Here is a 14,403-nt window from a genome sequence, read left to right as displayed (position 1 = left end):
GAGAGATCGCCCGGAGGGTGGCCGCGGCCGACGCAGTCATCCCCCGAAGCGGCACCCGAGCCTCGCCCCGTGCGGCGCCCGCACCGGCGCGAGTAAGCTTTTCGAACGGAGAGACATGGCAGACCTGGACGTGACCCGCGCGGATGCGGTGCTGATCGGCGGCGGCATCGCCAGCGCGACCCTCGCCGCGATGCTCACCGAGCTCGAGCCGGACTGGGACATCGTGGTCCTCGAGCGCCTGGACTCCCTCGGCGCGGAGTCCAGCGACGCATGGAACAACGCGGGGACCGGGCACAGCGCGCTGTGCGAGCTGAACTACACCCCGCAGGACGTGGACGGCTCCGTCAGCCCCGCGAAGGCCATCGCGATCAACGAGCAGTTCCAGGTCTCGCGCCAGTTCTGGGCCCATCTCGTGGAGAACGACCGGATCGGCGACCCCTCCCGATTCATTCACACCGTCCCGCACATGAGCTTCGTGCACGGGATGGAGAACGCTGACTACCTGCGACGCCGCCACGAGGCTCTGGTCGCCAACCCGCTCTTCGACCGCATGGAGTTCACCACCGAGCACGCCCGGCTCGCCGAGTGGGCGCCGCTGGTCTCCGAGGGCCGACCGGTCACCGAGACCATCGCCGCGACCTGGTCGCCCGACGGCACGGACGTCGACTTCGGGGCCCTGACCCGAGAGATGCTCGACTTCGCCTCCCGCGCCGGGACCACCGTCGCCACCGGCTCCGAGGTCGTGGACCTGCGCCGCATGGGCAACGACTGGGGCGTCATGGTGCGCGGACGGCCGACGACTCCCTGCGCGTGGTGCGCGCGCCGTTCGTGTTCGTCGGCGCGGGCGGCTACGCCCTGCCGCTGCTGCAGAAGTCCGGGATCGAGGAGATCCGCGGCTTCGGCGGCTTCCCGATCTCGGGCCAGTGGGCGCGGCCGCACCGACCCGGCCGTCATCGCGCGGCACGACGCGAAGGTGTACGGAAAGGCCGCCGTCGGCGCCCCGCCGATGAGCGTCCCGCACCTGGACACCCGGTACGTCGGCGGGAAGCGCTCGCTGATGTTCGGCCCGTACGCGGGCTGGTCGCCGAAGTTCCTCAAGTCCGGCTCCTACACGGACCTCTTCGAGTCGATCAAGCCCTCGAACCTCACCCAGATGATGGCGGTCGCGCCGCCGAACCTCGACCTCATGGTCTACCTCGGCTCGCAGCTCGCCGCGACCACCCACAAGCGCTTCGAGGCGCCGCTGGAGTACATGCCCGCCGCCGACATGTCCGACTGGGAGGAGGTCACCGCCGGGCGCGCGTCCAGGTGATCGCCCCCGACAAGAAGAAGCATGGCGTCTCGCAGTTCGGCACCCAGCTGATCACCGCGGCCGACGGCTCGATCGGCGGCATGCTCGGCGCCTCCCCGGGCGCGTCGACCGCGACGAGCATCATGCTCACGATGCTCGAGAAGATGTTCCCCCAGCGCATCGAGGCGTGGCGACCCGCGCTGCAGCAGATGATCCCCAGCTGGGGCACCCACCTCTCGGAGGATGCGGAGCTCGCGCATCGCACCCTCGAGCGGACCGCCGCCGTCCTCGACCTCGCCCACTGAGAGCCACCCGGCCTCGCCCACTGCGCGTCGACGACGACGCCTCGCCGCCCCAGGAGAGCTCATGCGGATCTCGCTGATGACCACCTGTCTCGTGGACGTGATGGCCCCGGACGTCGCCCGGGCCACCGTCACCCTCCTGGAGCGGCTGGGCCACGAGGTGGTGTTCGACAGGCGGCAGACCTGCTGCGGCCAGATGCACACCAACTCCGGCTACTACACCGAGGCCGCACCGATCGTGCGCTCCTTCGTGGACACCTTCGAGCCGGCGCTCGAGGAGGTGGACGCGATCGTGATGCCCTCGGGCTCCTGCACCGGCGCGTCCGCGACCAGCACGCGCTGGTCGCCCGGCACGAGGGCGACACGGCGCTGGAGGAGCGCGCCGCCGCGGTCGCCGCGAAGACCTACGAGCTCTCCGAGCCGCTGGTGGACGTGCTGAAGGTGACCGACGTGGGCGCGTACTTCCCCCACTCGGTCACCTACCACCCCACCTGCCACTCGATGCGCTTCCTGAAGGTGGGGCCGCGCCCGCTGAAGCCGCTGCGCGCGGTCGAGGGCATCGAGGTGAAGAACCTGCCCGAGTCCGACACCTGCTTGCGGCTTCGGCGGCACCTTCTCGGTGAAGAACGATGCCACCAGCGACGCGATGGTCACCGACAAGGCCGCGAACGTCGTCGCCTCCGGTGCGGAGTTCGTGGTCGCGGGCGATGCCTCGTGCCTGATGAACATCGGCGGGAAGGCGCACCGCACCGGGGCGGCGCCGAGGTCGGTGCATCTCGCGCAGATCCTCGCCTCGACGAAGGAGGACCCCTTCGTCCCGTCGGAGACGATCCTCGGGAGGGCCTCATGAGCACCAGGACCGGTCGACGAACTGCGAGGAACGAGCGGGAGGAGATGGTCGAGAGCCGCTCCGCCGGTCGACGAACTGCGAGGAACGAGCGGGAGGAGATGGTCGAGAGCCGCTCCGCCGGTCGACGAACTGCGAGGAACGAGCGGGAGGAGATGGTCGCATGAGCACCGTCCAGCTGGGCATGCCGACCGTCCGCCCCCAGCACGCCTCGCCCGTCTCGACCCTGCGGGGCGAGCGCGGGTTCCCGGAGGCGGCGCGGGAGGCGCTGGGCGATGCGACCCTGAGCGCGAACATGCGCCACGCGACCTCGACGATCCAGGGCAAGCGCGCCGGGGCGGTGCGCGAGGTGCGCGACTGGCAGAAGCTCCGCAGCGCGGGCGGCGCCCTGAAGTGGCAGGTCACCGATCATCTCCCGGAGCCGCTCGAGCGGCTCGAGGAGTCGGTGGCGACCGCCGGGGGCGTCGTGCACTGGGCCCGCGATGCCGAGGAGGCCTCCGAGATCGTCACCCGCCTCACCCTCGAGCGCGATGCCCGGGAGGTGCTGAAGGTCAAGTCGATGGCGACCCAGGAGATCGGCCTGAACGAGGCGCTCGCGCATGCGGGCATCCGGGCGATCGAGTCCGATCTCGCCGAGCTCATCGTCCAGCTCGCGGACGACACCCCTCCCACATCCTGGTCCCCGCGATCCACCGCAACCGCGCGGAGATCCGCGAGATCTTCCTGGCGGCGATGCCGGATCTCGATCCGTCGATCACCGACGACCCGGCCGAGCTCGCGGAGGCGGCGCGCCGCTTCCTGCGCGAGAAGTTCCTGGACATGCCCGGCTCGGTCGCGATCTGCGGGGCGAACTTCGCGGTCGCCGAGACGGGCACGCTGGTGGTCGTGGAGTCCGAGGGCAACGGGAGGATGTGCCTGACCCTGCCGCGGACCCTGATCTCCGTGGTCGGGATCGAGAAGATCGTCCCCACCTTCCAGGACCTCGAGGTGTTCCTGCGCTCGCTGCCCCGCTCCTCGACCGGGGAGCGGATGAACCCGTACACGACTCTTTTCACGGGTGTGCACGAGGGCGACGGCCCCGAGGAGTTCCATCTGGTGCTGCTGGACAACGGGCGATCGTCGGTGCTGGAGGACCCCGAGGGGCGCGGCGCCCTGCACTGCATCCGCTGCTCGGCCTGCCTGAACGTGTGCCCGGTCTATGCGCGCACGGGCGGCCACGCCTACGGCTCGACCTATCCCGGCCCGATCGGCGCGATCCTCTCCCCGCAGATGACGGGCATGAGCGGCACCGACGACCCGAACTCGACACTCCCCTACGCTTCGAGCCTGTGCGGCGCCTGCTACGACGTGTGCCCGGTGAAGATCGACATCCCCGAGATCCTCGTGCACCTGCGTGCGAAGGACGTGGACCGGCGCCGCGAGGCGCGCGGCGAGTTCCACGGCGGCTGGGACCTGGCGCTGAAGGGCGCGAGCCGCCTGATGTCCTCCCCTCGCGCCTACGACCTCGCCGTCCGCTCGGCGAAGCCGCTGTCCTCGCTGCTGCCCGGCGCGAACATCGGACGGCTCCCGGGGCGCGCCGATCATCCCGGGCTGGACCGACCACCGCGATCTGCCCAGTCCCTCGCAGTCCTTCCGGTCCTGGTGGGACGAGCGCGAGAAGGAGCGCGTCGCTCGGGGCCCGGAGCGACCGGCGTCCGACGGGCCCGGCGAGAGGGGCCGCGCGCGGTCGGTCGACGGCCCCGCCCCGGACGGTGATGCATCGCCCGTCGGCACCCCCGACGGGGAGGAGCGACCGTGAACGACTGGACCGACGCCCGCCCCGCCCGCACGCCCGGGATGAGCGCGAAGGAGGAGATCCTCGCGCGCGTGCGCACCGCGCTCGCGGCCCCGCGCCGCGATGCGGTGACGGACGCCGAGGACGTGCCCCGCGACTACCAGCGCTCCGACGACAGGCAGGAGCTCGGCACCGCCCCGGAGAAGGTGCGCGACGTGCTCGTCCAGCGGCTCGAGGACTACACCGCGGTGGTGCACCGCACCACGGCGTCGGAGCTCCCGGCCGCGATCGCCGCGGCGCTCGGCGACGCCGCCTCGGCGGTGGTCCCCGCCGGTCTGCCGCCCGAGTGGATGCCGCCGCCCGGCGTCGCTGTCACCGTCGACGACGGCACCGCCTCGCCCCGCGAGCTCGACGGGATCGACGCCGTGCTCACCGGCGCCACACCGCCATCGCGCTGACCGGCACGATCGTGCTGCGGGGCGACGCTCTCGGCGGCCGGCGCGCGATCTCGCTGGTCCCGGACCGGCACGTCGTGGTCGTCGAGGCCGAGCAGGTGGTGCTCGGGGTGCCGCGCGGCATCGAGCGCATGGCCGAGGATCCCCGTGCCGCGTGGACGATGATCTCCGGGCCGAGCGCGACCAGCGACATCGAGCTCGACCGGGTCGAGGGCGTGCACGGGCCGCGCCGTCTCGAGGTCGTGCTCGTCGAGCCCGAGCCGACGCCGACACCCGAGCCGGAGACGTCACCCGCACCGGAGCCCGGCCCCGACGCCCCCGCCCGCCCTCCGGCCGACAGCGGCCCCACCACCCCCACCTCCCAGGAGAGCGACCGATGACCACTCCCCTCACGCCCGCCGACCTCGACGCCCCCGCCGACGCTCCCGGGGACGCGGGCCGTGCCGCCCGCGATCGCGGCGACCTGCTTGTCATCGTCGCCGGGGACTACCGCGCCGAGATCTCCACCGTCGGCGCGACGCTCGAGTCCCTCACCGTCGGCGGTCGGGATCTCGTGCTCCGCGGCCCCGAGGAGGGGCCGATGCTGTTCTACCGGGGCGCGATCGTGGCGCCCTGGCCGAACCGGATCGGGGACGGCACCTACGTGTGGGACGGTGAGGAGTCGCGCACCCCGCTCAGCGAGCCCGAGCGCGGCAACGCCCTCCACGGGCTCGTCTCCTTCCAGTCCTTCACCCCCGCGTCGGTGGGCGAGGACGAGGTGGTCTTGCGCACCGAGCTGTTCCCCACCCCCGGCTATCCCTTCCACCTGCTGCTCACGGTCCGCTGCGCGCTCTCCCTGAGGACGGGCTGACCACCACGGTCACCGCCCGGAACCTCGGCCGGCGCGACGCCCCCTACGGGGTGTGCCCCCATCCCTATCTCGTCGCCGGCCCCGAGCCGCTGGACGAGTGGTCGCTGCAGGTCACGGCGGGCACGGTGCTGACGGTGACCGAGGACCGGCCGCTGCCCACCGGCACCGCACCGGTCCCGCCCGGTGATCCCTTCGACTTCTCCGCTCCGCGCGTTCTCGGCGACCTGTTCATCGACCACGCCTTCACCGACCTCGCCCGGGACGCGGAGGGGCGCCTGGATGTCGCCGTCACCGCTCCCGGCGGCACCGGGGTGGAGCTCACCGCCGGTCCCGAGTGCCCGTGGCTCCAGATCCACACCGGGGACCGCCCGGAGCCGGACCACCACCGCCGCGGCCTCGCGGTCGAGCCGATGACCTGCCCGCCGGACGCCTTCCGCAGCGGCACCGACGTGGTGCGCCTTGCCCCGGGCGACGAGCATGCCGCCTCCTGGAGCATCCGCGGCTGGTGACCAGCTGAACGGCGCGGCGGGCCCGACGGCGGGCGGGGGACGCCGCCCGAAGCGCGGCCCAGGACAGGACGAGGGCCCGTGACCATGACGGTCACGGGCCCTCGTCGAAGGCGTCGGCGGCTCACGGCCGCCGTGCGGGGATCACTCCCCGTGGGCCTCCTCGTACGCCTTGCGGATCGCGCTGGAGATCCGGCCGCGGTCGGGGACCTCGTAGCCCGCCTCACGCGCCCACTCGCGGATGCGCGAGGAGTCGTTCGAGCTCGCACGGGAGCCGGAGGCGGTGCCGCGGGTGCGGCGACCCCCGACGCGGCGCGCCTTGCCGACCCACCCGCTCAGCTCCTCGCGGAGCTTCTCCGCGTTCTCGGCCGTCAGGTCGATCTCGTAGGCGACGCCGTCCAGGGCGAAGCTCACCGTCTCCTCGGCCTTGTCACCGTTGATGTCGTCGATGAGCTCCACGTAGGTCTTCCGTGCCATAGGGGTTCTCCCTCGCTGGTGGTTTCCGGACTTCATCATGAACACATGGGGTGTTCACGATATCGCCCAGTATCCATTACGAGGCCGGTCATTTCAATCTGATTACGGGGCGTGTGGACGAAGGGGCATTCCTCGTCACTCGCGCCGCCGTCTCAGGGATCTTTCCGGGGTCGCTTCCGCTCGAGCGGCTCCTGCTCCGCCTGGCGCTCGGCCTCCCGCTCGCGGCGGTCGGCCCGCGCAGCGAGCGGATCACGAACCAGAACAGCGACCCCACGCCGATCGAGGGCAGCGGCGCACCGGCCTCGAACCAGAACCCGGAGTCCATCTCAGGCCCCCGGCTTCACGAGCGGGAACAGGATCGTCTCGCGGATGCCGAGCCCCGTCAGGGCCATGAGCAGGCGGTCCACGCCCATGCCCATGCCTCCCGTCGGCGGCGGCGCGTACTCCATCGCCTCGAGGAAGTCCTCGTCCAGGCGCATCGCCTCGTCGTCGCCCTGGGCGGCGAGCTCCGCCTGCTGGGCGAAGCGCTCGCGCTGGATGACGGGATCGACCAGCTCGGAGTAGCCGGTGGCGAGCTCGAAGCCGCGCACGTACAGGTCCCACTTCTCGACCACGCCGGGCGTGCTGCGATGGGCGCGCACCAGCGGGCTGGTCTCCACCGGGAAGTCGCGCACGAAGGTCGGCTCGTGCAGGTGGTCGCCCACGCGATGCTCGAAGAGCTCCTCGACGAGCTTGCCGTGGCCGTACTTCGGGTGGTCGAGGTCCAGCTCGAGCGAGCGGGCGATCTCCCGCAGGCGCGCCGGGGTGGTCTCGGGGGTGATCTCCTCGCCGAGGGATTCGGAGAGCGAGCCGTAGACGGTGATCTTCGCCCATTCCCCGGAGAAGTCGTATTCGGTGCCGTCGGCGAGGGTGACGACCTGGGAGCCGGTGGCGGCCTCGGCGGCCTCCTGGATCAGCGACTGCGTGAGCTCGCCGATCGAGTCGTAGTCCCCGTAGGCCTGGTAGGACTCGAGCATCGCGAACTCGGGCGAATGCGTGGAATCGGCGCCCTCGTTCCGGAAATTGCGGTTGATCTCGTAGACCTTCTCGAGCCCGCCCACCGCGGCGCGCTTGAGGAAGAGCTCCGGCGCGATCCGCAGGTACAGGTCCAGGTCGAAGGCGTTCATGTGGGTGACGAACGGCCGTGCCGCCGCACCCGAGGGGATCACCTGCGGCATCGGGGTCTCGACCTCGACGAAGTCGCGACCGCGGAAGGACTCGCGCAGGGAGTGCATGACCTCGGAGCGCAGGCGCACCGCGTCCCGCGCCTCCTGGCGCACGATCAGGTCGACGTAGCGGCGGCGCACCCGCGACTCCTCGGAGAGGTCCGCGTGGAGCACCGGGAGGGGCGCACCGCCTTCGCGGCCATCTGCCAGGAGTCGGCGAAGATGCTCAGCTCGCCGCGCCGGGACGCACCGACCCGGCCGTGGAAGAAGACGTGGTCGCCGAGATCGACGTCGGCCTTGAGAGCGGCGAGGCGCTCCTCGCCGATCACGGCCTGCGAGGCCATGATCTGCAGACGCTCCCCGGCGCCGTCCTGGAGGGTGACGAAGGCGAGCTTGCCCGTGTTGCGCTGGAAGACGACGCGGCCGGAGACGCCGACCTCGTCGTCCGTCTCCACCCCGGCCTCGAGGTGGCCGTACTCCGCGCGGACCTCGGCGATCGTGGCGGTGACGGGGACGGAGACGGGATAGGGCTCCTCCCCGCGCGCCAGCAGGCGCTCCCGCTTGGACCGTCGGACCGCGATCTGGTCGGAGCTGTCGGTCACCTCGGAGGCAGGGGGTTCTCGCTCATGGCTGCGATTGTCTCATCACCGCGCGCGTGACGGCCTCCGGGATCAGGGTGCTGTCGCCACCGCCACAGCGGCGTCCAGCGACCGGGTGCCCTCGACGCGTCCGGCGAGCACGACGAGCACCTCGCCGCGGTGGTCGGGAGCGGCGGGCTCGAGGGTCGCGGGGTCCAGGGCGAGCGCGTAGTCCCAGTCGATCTCGGCCCGCTCCCGCGCGGCCTCCAGCGCGTCCTGGATGCCGGAGAGGGAGGGGGCGGCCGCGAGCGCCGCGGCGATCGTGCGGGACAGGGCCAGAGCCTGCTCCTTCCCGTCCGCGGAGAGATAGGCGTTGCGGCTGGAGCGGGCGAGGCCCGTCTCCTCCCTCTGGATCTCCACAGGCTCGATCCGCACGGGCAGGTCGAGGTCGGCGACCAGGCGCTGGATGATCGCGAGCTGCTGGGCGTCCTTGCGCCCGAACACGCTCAGGTGCGGGTCCGTCAGGCGCAGCGACTTCGCGACGACGGTGACGACGCCGTCGAAGTGGCCGGGCCGGGCGGCGCCCTCGAGGACCGTGCCGGCGCGACCGGCGCTCACGGAGATCGTCGGCGGCATGACGGGGTACATCTCCTCCACGCCCGGGGCGAAGACGAGGTCCACGAGCCCGTCGACGAGGGCGAGGTCCGCCTCGAGGTCGCGGGGATAGGCCTCGTAGTCCTCCCCGGGCCCGAACTGGAGGGGGTTGACGAAGTCGGTGAGGATCACGTGGTCGGCGAGCTCGCGGGCCCTCTCGACCAGGGCCAGGTGCCCGGCATGGAGGGAGCCCATGGTGAGCACCGCCGCGACCGTCCCGTCCATCGCGGCACGGTGCTCGCGCGCCGCGGACTTGGTGGTGACGAGCGTGGTGCGCGGGGTGCTCTCGGGCACGGCGGGGTCCTTCCTCAGCTCTCCTCCGGGGGCGGGGCCGCCTCCAGCGGCGTCCGGATCGTCTCCCGGTCGCCCTCGGGGAGTCTCGCACGCGCGAGCGCGGCGAGGGCGAGGGCGCGGTAGGTGTCGCTCACGTCGCCGGGCTCGAGCGGGGCGGCGGTGGCGTCGAGGTCGGCGAGGGCGTCGAGGTGGGCGGCGACGGTGCCGGCGTCCCCGCGGACCACCGGGCCGGTCAGCGCCCCGCTCCCCCGCTGCAGCGACTCCTCGAGCGCCGCCTCGAGCAGCGGGCGGAGGTAGGCGCCGGGGTCCTCGATGCCGAGCCGGGCCAGCGCCCTGCGGGACTGGTCCACGAGGACCACGAGATGGTTCGCGGCGTGGGCGAGGGAGGCGTGGTAGAGCGGGCGGTCGCCCTCGGCGATGACGACGGCCTCGCCGCCCATCTCCTCCACGAGCGCGGCGGCGACGGGCAGGAACTCCTCGCTGGCGGTGATCCCCATCGGGCGACCGACGAGCCGGGGCAGGTCGGTGCGGGTGCCGGTGAAGGTCATCGCCGGGTGGATCGCGAGGGTCGCGGCGCCGGCGCGGGCGAGCGGGGCGAGCACCTCGGTGCCGTAGCGGCCGGACGTGTGGACGACGAGCCGCCCGCCGGGGGCGAGGCCGGTCGCGGCGATCCCGCTCGCGAGCGGTCCGAGCTGGTCGTCGGGCACGGCGAGCAGCGACATCTCGCTGCGCTCGACGAGGGCGGGGACGTCCAGCGGCGGCACACCGGGCAGGAGCTCCGCGGCCCGCTCCCGGGAGGCGTCGGAGACGGCGTAGGCGCCGGTGAGCGCGTGTCCCTCGGTGCGCGCGCGGCGCCGAGCACGGCGCCGACGCGTCCTGCGCCGATCACGCCGATGCCGAGGCGGGGCGGGGTCATCGGGTCTCCTGCCCGCCGGGGCACGGGCCGGGGGCGGGTGCGGCGGGCGACTCGTGCTCGGGGTCGCTCCCGGGGACGCTGGCGGGGTCACTGCCGGGCGCCGGCGCGGCGGCGCCGACGGGCGCGAGCGCGGGACGGGGCCAGCTCTCGCGATCCCGGTAGCGGCGCAGGGTGCGGGCGTCCGCGGCGAGCACGGCGTGCACGGCGAGGGCGTCCTCGCGGCGCAGGTTCTCCAGCAGGAGCGAGTCCCCCGCGCCCTCGACATGGAGGTCCAGCACGCCGAGACGGCGGGCGAGCGGGCCGTCCTCGAGCCTCAGCTCCTGGATCCTCTCGCGGGGCACGATGCTGAGCTTGCGGGACACGAGGCCGCTGCGGTGCACGAGCGCTCCCGGCGACAGGATGCTCACCTCGGTGCGGCGGGCGATCCAGTACCAGCGCACCGGGGTGCGCAGGCCGGGCAGGTCGCGGGCCCGGGCGGTGAGGAGGTGCTCGATCGTCGCGAGGTCGTCGTCGGTGCCCAGCGGCGCGCTGAGCCGGCCGAGGGTCTGCCGCGACTCCTCGCGGGTGCCGACCGGGAGCACGCTGGTCGCGCCGTTTCCGTCGTCGTCATCGATGCCGGCCACGGTCGCGGAGACCGCGGTCCAGCCGGGGCCGCGCCAGAGGAAGGGGCGGCGCAGGTCGAAGCGCTGGATGCGACCGGCGGCGATGTTGTCGGTGCGCGTGTTGGCCAGGCCCCGACGCATCCGCGACCCGCGCTCGCTGAAGCGGGAGACGAAGCCCCAGCCGGAGTCGATCCGGCCGAAGACGTACTTCGGCACCGCGATCGCGGTGGGCGCCAGCGCGGCCAGGATCGCGATCGAGAAGCCCTCCTGCCACAGGGCGAGGAGCACCGCGACGACCACGCCGACGACGCCCATGACGAGCCCGGTGAGGAAGCCGAGGTCCCGCACGAGGGAGCGGACGAGCCGCTCGGTGGGGATCCTCGCGATGAGCTCGCCGTCGGTCACCCCGTCGTACAGGACCTCCTCGAGGCGACCGCCGTGCTCGTGAGCGGCGCCGCGGGCGTCCTGGCGGCCTGGGGCGGAGAAGCCCTCGGTCGGGCCGCCAGCGTGGGCCGTGGAGGCCTCCGCGCTCGTACCGTCGGCCGGAGCCGCCTCGACGGGAGCGGCGTCGGTGGGCGGGGCCGGCGTCCCGGCCGCGACCTCGAGGATGCCCAGGCGCGGCTCCTCGGCGCGGGCGGAGGAGACGTACTCGATGTCGAGATACGACTCGCCGCCGCCGGCGACCTCGACGCGCACCTTCGCCAGCCCCAGCAGGCGGGCCAGCGGCGGGCGCTCGATCGAGACGGACTCGATGCGTGCCCGCGGCGCGTACTCGCGAGAGCGGCTGATCATGCCGCTGTGCACGGAGACGCCGTCCTCGTCCACCGCGTAGGTGGTGAACCACCAGCTGAGGGCCGACAGGACGATCGCCACGAGGACGACGAGGAGCAGGATGCCCAGTCCGATCAGCGCGCGCCGGATCGTGAACTCGTTCGCCAGCTGGGCGATGTTCTGGGCGGTGAGCACCGCGATGACGCCCACGACGACCTTCCAGCCGGTCACCAGCGGCGTGATCGGATGGGTGCGGTGGCGGGGCGCTCCGGGCACGGGGTCGGGGGCGGGTTCGGGGCCGGGGGCGGTCACAGCGCCGCCATCAGCTCGACGCCGCGCGCGGTGAGCAGGGCGCGCAGGCGCTCGGCCTCGTCCTTCGGCAGGCCGGGCAGGGTGACGCCGGCGCCGTCATGGGCGGTGCTGAGCGTGAGCTTCGCGAGGCCGTAGCGGCGGTCCACCGGCCCCTCGTCGATCTTCACCGACTGCACGCGGCCGTAGGGGATCGTGTGCACGGAGCGGAACATGATCCCGAGGGCGACGGTGAGGTCCTCCTCCCCCTCGCGATAGCCGATCGCCCGCACCCGTCGCGGGGTGAGCGCGAGGCCCTGCACCACCAGCACCAGCGGCACGATGGCCGTCAGCCCCAGCCACCACCATCCGGTCAGGACCGCCGCGACGATCGCGCCGATGGTCAGCGACACCCCGATCACGTAGCCGGGGATCCCCGCGAGATAGCGGGCCGGGACGAGCTTCGGCGAGACCGGTCGCAGACCCTGCTCGCCGAGTCGCGCCCCGGGGGCGTCCGAGACCTCGGTCGGCAGGGCGTCGTGGGGCGTCACCGTGGGCGCGGCGGTCGGGCATCGGGCGCGGAGGAGGTCATGGGGACATCGTGTCATCCCGGGCCGGAGGCGCTGTGCGACGCTCGGCGCCGCTCGCTCCGCCGAAGGTCGGTCCTCGCCCGCGCCCCGCTCCGCCGACCGGCGGCTCGCAGGCCCGCCTCGCTGCGGGGTCGGAGGGCTCGAAGCTCTCGGTCAGGACCCGGCTTCCGCACCCTCGGCGGAGCCGTCGCCGTCGGGCGGGAGCTTGCCCCACCGCTCCACGATCACCCCGAGCACGCCGAGCACGATGCCGGAGACCGCGGCGGCGGCGGTCGGCAGGATCGCGCCGAGCAGGTCGCCGGTGCCGGTGATCAGCAGGAACAGCGCCTGGCCGGTGAAGATCCCGCCCATGATCGCGCCGGTGTAGGCGCAGGCCCGGGCCAGCAGGACCGTGCGATAGGCGGTGGGCAGGTCGATCTGGTGCCGTCGAGGCGTGTAGGACGGCCTGTTGCGGCGCTCCTCGCTCTCCTGGAGGTAGCGGCGCATCGGGAGGCCGTAGGCGAGCGACACCGCGGCCAGAGCCAGCGACACCAGGGTGGTCAGCCAACCCGCGATCGGGAGGAGTGGCCGCGGGCGGCGAGGGTCTCGAGCATCTGGGCCCCGAAGCCCGCACCGATCACGAGGATCAGCACGAGCACCGGGATGTTCAGGGGCCTCACGACTCCGCCGCTCCCTCCCCGTCCGGGAGGCCGGGGTGTCGAAGCCCTCGAGCACCGGGCCCGGGCGCAGGTCCTCGCGGTCCGCGGCGCGGGCGAGGAGCGCCTCGACCGGTCCGCGGCCGGGCGACTCGGCGGCGGGGTCCGCGGCATGCCAGGGGCCGAGCACGAAGGCGCGCTCGTGGGCGCGGGGGTGGGGCACGGTGAGGTCGGGGTCCTCGCTGCGCCAGTCGCCGTAGGCGATCACGTCCACGTCGAGGGTCCGCTCGCCCCAGCGCACCAGTCGCTGCCGTCCGGCGGCCCGCTCGGCGCGGTGGGCAAGGGCGAGGAGGTCGTGGGGGCCGAGCTCGGTGGTCACGCCGACCACGGCGTTGAGATAGGCGCCCTGGCCGTCCGGCCCGCCGACGGGGGCGGTCTCGAGCACGGGCGAGGTCCAGGAGATCTCGGTGCCCGGGTGGGAGGCGAGCACATCGAGCGCCCCGCGCAGATGTGTCTCGCGGTCGCCGAGGTTGCTGCCGAGCGCGAGCACGGCGGGGACGGGGCGCGCGTCGCGCTCGATCGCGACGGACACCCCGCCGACGGGCAGTCCGACCGGGGCGGCGGGCTTGTGCACGCGCACGCCGACGCGGCGCACCAGCGGATGACCGGTCTCCTCGAGGATCCTCTCGGCGATCCGCTCGGCGAGGGTCTCGACGAGGTCGTGGGGGCCGGCGCCGATCTCCTCGTGCACGGCCGTGACGACCTCGGCGTAGTTCACGGTGCGGGAGAGGACGTCGCTGCGGCCGGCCGCAGCGGTCGAGAGGTGCAGGACGACGTCGACCGCGAACTCCTGGCCGATCTCCTTCTCCGCGGCGAGGACGCCGTGATGGCCCCAGGCGCGGATGCCGGTGACCTCGATGCGGTCCAGGCGTCCGATCGACGCCGTCGCGGAGCCGTGATGCGCGCCGCCGTGGCCCGCTCCGCCGTGGTGCGCGCTGTCGTCGTGCGTCTTCGCCGTCGTGCGGGCTCATCGGCGCCTGCTCCGACGCGACCGGTCCCCGACCCGCACCGCGGCGAGGTTGGAGGGACCTCGTGGACGCGCACCGCCCAGGCGCCGTGCTCGGCGCTGTAGGCGCTGATCGCGGCGGTCGCCGCGTCGCGGTCCACGTCGAGGGCGCTGACGAAGCGCTTGCGCGAGGCGCCGATGAGGACGGGAAGGCCGTGGGAGGCGATCGCGTCCCAGTCGGCCAGCAGGTCCCAGTTCTGCTCCCCCGTCTTGGAGAAGCCGAGGCCCGGATCGGCGACCAGGAAGCGGTCCTCGATCCCGGCCTCGCGCGCGTGGTGAGGCGGTCGCCGAGCTCGGCGGTG

Annotated in this window: 13 protein-coding genes and 5 pseudogenes; 9 read left to right on the top strand and 9 right to left on the bottom strand. The window is 73.3% G+C overall.

Annotated elements, in window-relative coordinates:
• Positions 1-115: 115 nt before the first annotated feature.
• The 9 genes and pseudogenes from mqo to WKH84_RS22280 all read left to right on the top strand — a co-directional run bounded on the left by mqo (position 116) and on the right by WKH84_RS22280 (position 6,028).
• Positions 116-1,596, top strand: a pseudogene (gene mqo / locus WKH84_RS22320) (malate dehydrogenase (quinone)).
• A gap of 61 nt (positions 1,597-1,657) precedes the next feature.
• Positions 1,658-2,443, top strand: a pseudogene (locus WKH84_RS22315) ((Fe-S)-binding protein).
• Positions 2,440-2,607, top strand: coding sequence for a hypothetical protein (locus WKH84_RS22310; protein ID WP_341855147.1), 168 nt, complete (start codon positions 2,440-2,442; stop codon positions 2,605-2,607). Before WKH84_RS22315 ends, WKH84_RS22310 begins: the two are co-directional and overlap by 4 nt.
• A pseudogene (locus WKH84_RS22305) lies at positions 2,604-3,113 on the top strand (LUD domain-containing protein); the annotation flags it as partial. The gene WKH84_RS22310 and the pseudogene WKH84_RS22305, both read left to right, overlap by 4 nt.
• Before the next feature lie 59 nt (positions 3,114-3,172).
• Positions 3,173-4,195, top strand: coding sequence for an LUD domain-containing protein (locus WKH84_RS22300; protein ID WP_341855146.1), 1,023 nt, complete (start codon positions 3,173-3,175; stop codon positions 4,193-4,195).
• 39 nt (positions 4,196-4,234) lie between these two features.
• Positions 4,235-4,672, top strand: coding sequence for a hypothetical protein (locus tag WKH84_RS22295; protein ID WP_341855145.1), 438 nt, complete (start codon positions 4,235-4,237; stop codon positions 4,670-4,672).
• 11 nt (positions 4,673-4,683) lie between these two features.
• A complete protein-coding gene (locus WKH84_RS22290) occupies positions 4,684-5,049 on the top strand; it encodes an LUD domain-containing protein (protein ID WP_341855144.1) in 366 nt (121 codons plus the stop codon).
• Positions 5,046-5,519: a hypothetical protein gene (locus tag WKH84_RS22285; protein ID WP_341855143.1), complete on the top strand. Its 474-nt coding sequence runs from the start codon at positions 5,046-5,048 to the stop codon at positions 5,517-5,519. Before WKH84_RS22290 ends, WKH84_RS22285 begins: the two co-directional genes overlap by 4 nt.
• Complete coding sequence (locus WKH84_RS22280) at positions 5,492-6,028, top strand: hypothetical protein (RefSeq protein ID WP_341857012.1); 537 nt, start codon at positions 5,492-5,494, stop codon at positions 6,026-6,028. The genes WKH84_RS22285 and WKH84_RS22280 overlap by 28 nt, the downstream gene beginning before the upstream one ends.
• A 141-nt stretch (positions 6,029-6,169) precedes the next feature.
• On the opposite strand, the gene WKH84_RS22275 is transcribed toward WKH84_RS22280, so the two are convergent.
• The 9 genes and pseudogenes from WKH84_RS22275 to WKH84_RS22235 all read right to left on the bottom strand — a co-directional run bounded on the left by WKH84_RS22275 (position 6,170) and on the right by WKH84_RS22235 (position 14,343).
• A complete protein-coding gene (locus tag WKH84_RS22275; protein WP_263311297.1) occupies positions 6,170-6,502 on the bottom strand; it encodes an Lsr2 family protein in 333 nt (110 codons plus the stop codon).
• Positions 6,503-6,828: 326 nt separating this feature from the next.
• Positions 6,829-8,309: pseudogene (lysS, locus tag WKH84_RS22270) on the bottom strand (lysine--tRNA ligase).
• A 69-nt stretch (positions 8,310-8,378) separates the two neighbouring features.
• Positions 8,379-9,233, bottom strand: a complete 855-nt coding sequence (gene panC / locus WKH84_RS22265; RefSeq protein ID WP_341855142.1) for a pantoate--beta-alanine ligase — start codon at positions 9,231-9,233, stop codon at positions 8,379-8,381.
• Positions 9,234-9,247: 14 nt separating this feature from the next.
• A complete protein-coding gene (locus WKH84_RS22260) occupies positions 9,248-10,240 on the bottom strand; it encodes a DUF2520 domain-containing protein (protein WP_341855141.1) in 993 nt (330 codons plus the stop codon).
• Complete coding sequence (locus WKH84_RS22255; RefSeq protein WP_341855140.1) at positions 10,146-11,834, bottom strand: PH domain-containing protein; 1,689 nt, start codon at positions 11,832-11,834, stop codon at positions 10,146-10,148. The genes WKH84_RS22260 and WKH84_RS22255 overlap by 95 nt, the downstream gene beginning before the upstream one ends.
• The gene (locus WKH84_RS22250) at positions 11,831-12,361 is read right to left on the bottom strand and encodes a PH domain-containing protein (RefSeq protein ID WP_341855139.1); all 531 of its coding nucleotides are present in this window, start codon (positions 12,359-12,361) and stop codon (positions 11,831-11,833) included. The genes WKH84_RS22255 and WKH84_RS22250 overlap by 4 nt, the downstream gene beginning before the upstream one ends.
• Positions 12,362-12,553: 192 nt before the next feature.
• Positions 12,554-13,675, bottom strand: coding sequence for a 2-amino-4-hydroxy-6-hydroxymethyldihydropteridine diphosphokinase (gene folK, locus WKH84_RS22245; protein WP_341857011.1), 1,122 nt, complete (start codon positions 13,673-13,675; stop codon positions 12,554-12,556).
• Positions 13,661-13,900, bottom strand: a pseudogene (locus WKH84_RS22240) (dihydroneopterin aldolase); the annotation flags it as partial. The gene folK and the pseudogene WKH84_RS22240, both read right to left, overlap by 15 nt.
• Complete coding sequence (locus tag WKH84_RS22235) at positions 13,810-14,343, bottom strand: dihydropteroate synthase (RefSeq protein ID WP_341857010.1); 534 nt, start codon at positions 14,341-14,343, stop codon at positions 13,810-13,812. The pseudogene WKH84_RS22240 and the gene WKH84_RS22235, both read right to left, overlap by 91 nt.
• Between the last annotated feature and the right edge of the window lie 60 nt (positions 14,344-14,403).

The sequence above is a fragment of the Brachybacterium sp. GPGPB12 genome, from assembly GCF_038396325.1.
Taxonomy (GTDB): Bacteria; Actinomycetota; Actinomycetes; order Actinomycetales; family Dermabacteraceae; genus Brachybacterium; species Brachybacterium conglomeratum.
Note: the sequence above shows the minus strand (reverse complement) of the source record. Positions and strands in the feature narration are given on the sequence as shown.

Excerpts from the sequence above, each read along its gene's own strand:
- WKH84_RS22310 (WP_341855147.1), top strand. The coding sequence starts at position 2,440 with ATGAGCACCAGGACCGGTCGACGAACTGCGAGGAACGAGCGGGAGGAG.
- WKH84_RS22300 (WP_341855146.1), top strand. The coding sequence starts at position 3,173 with ATGCCGGATCTCGATCCGTCGATCACCGACGACCCGGCCGAGCTCGCG.
- WKH84_RS22285 (WP_341855143.1), top strand. The coding sequence starts at position 5,046 with ATGACCACTCCCCTCACGCCCGCCGACCTCGACGCCCCCGCCGACGCT.
- WKH84_RS22275 (WP_263311297.1), bottom strand. The coding sequence starts at position 6,502 with ATGGCACGGAAGACCTACGTGGAGCTCATCGACGACATCAACGGTGAC.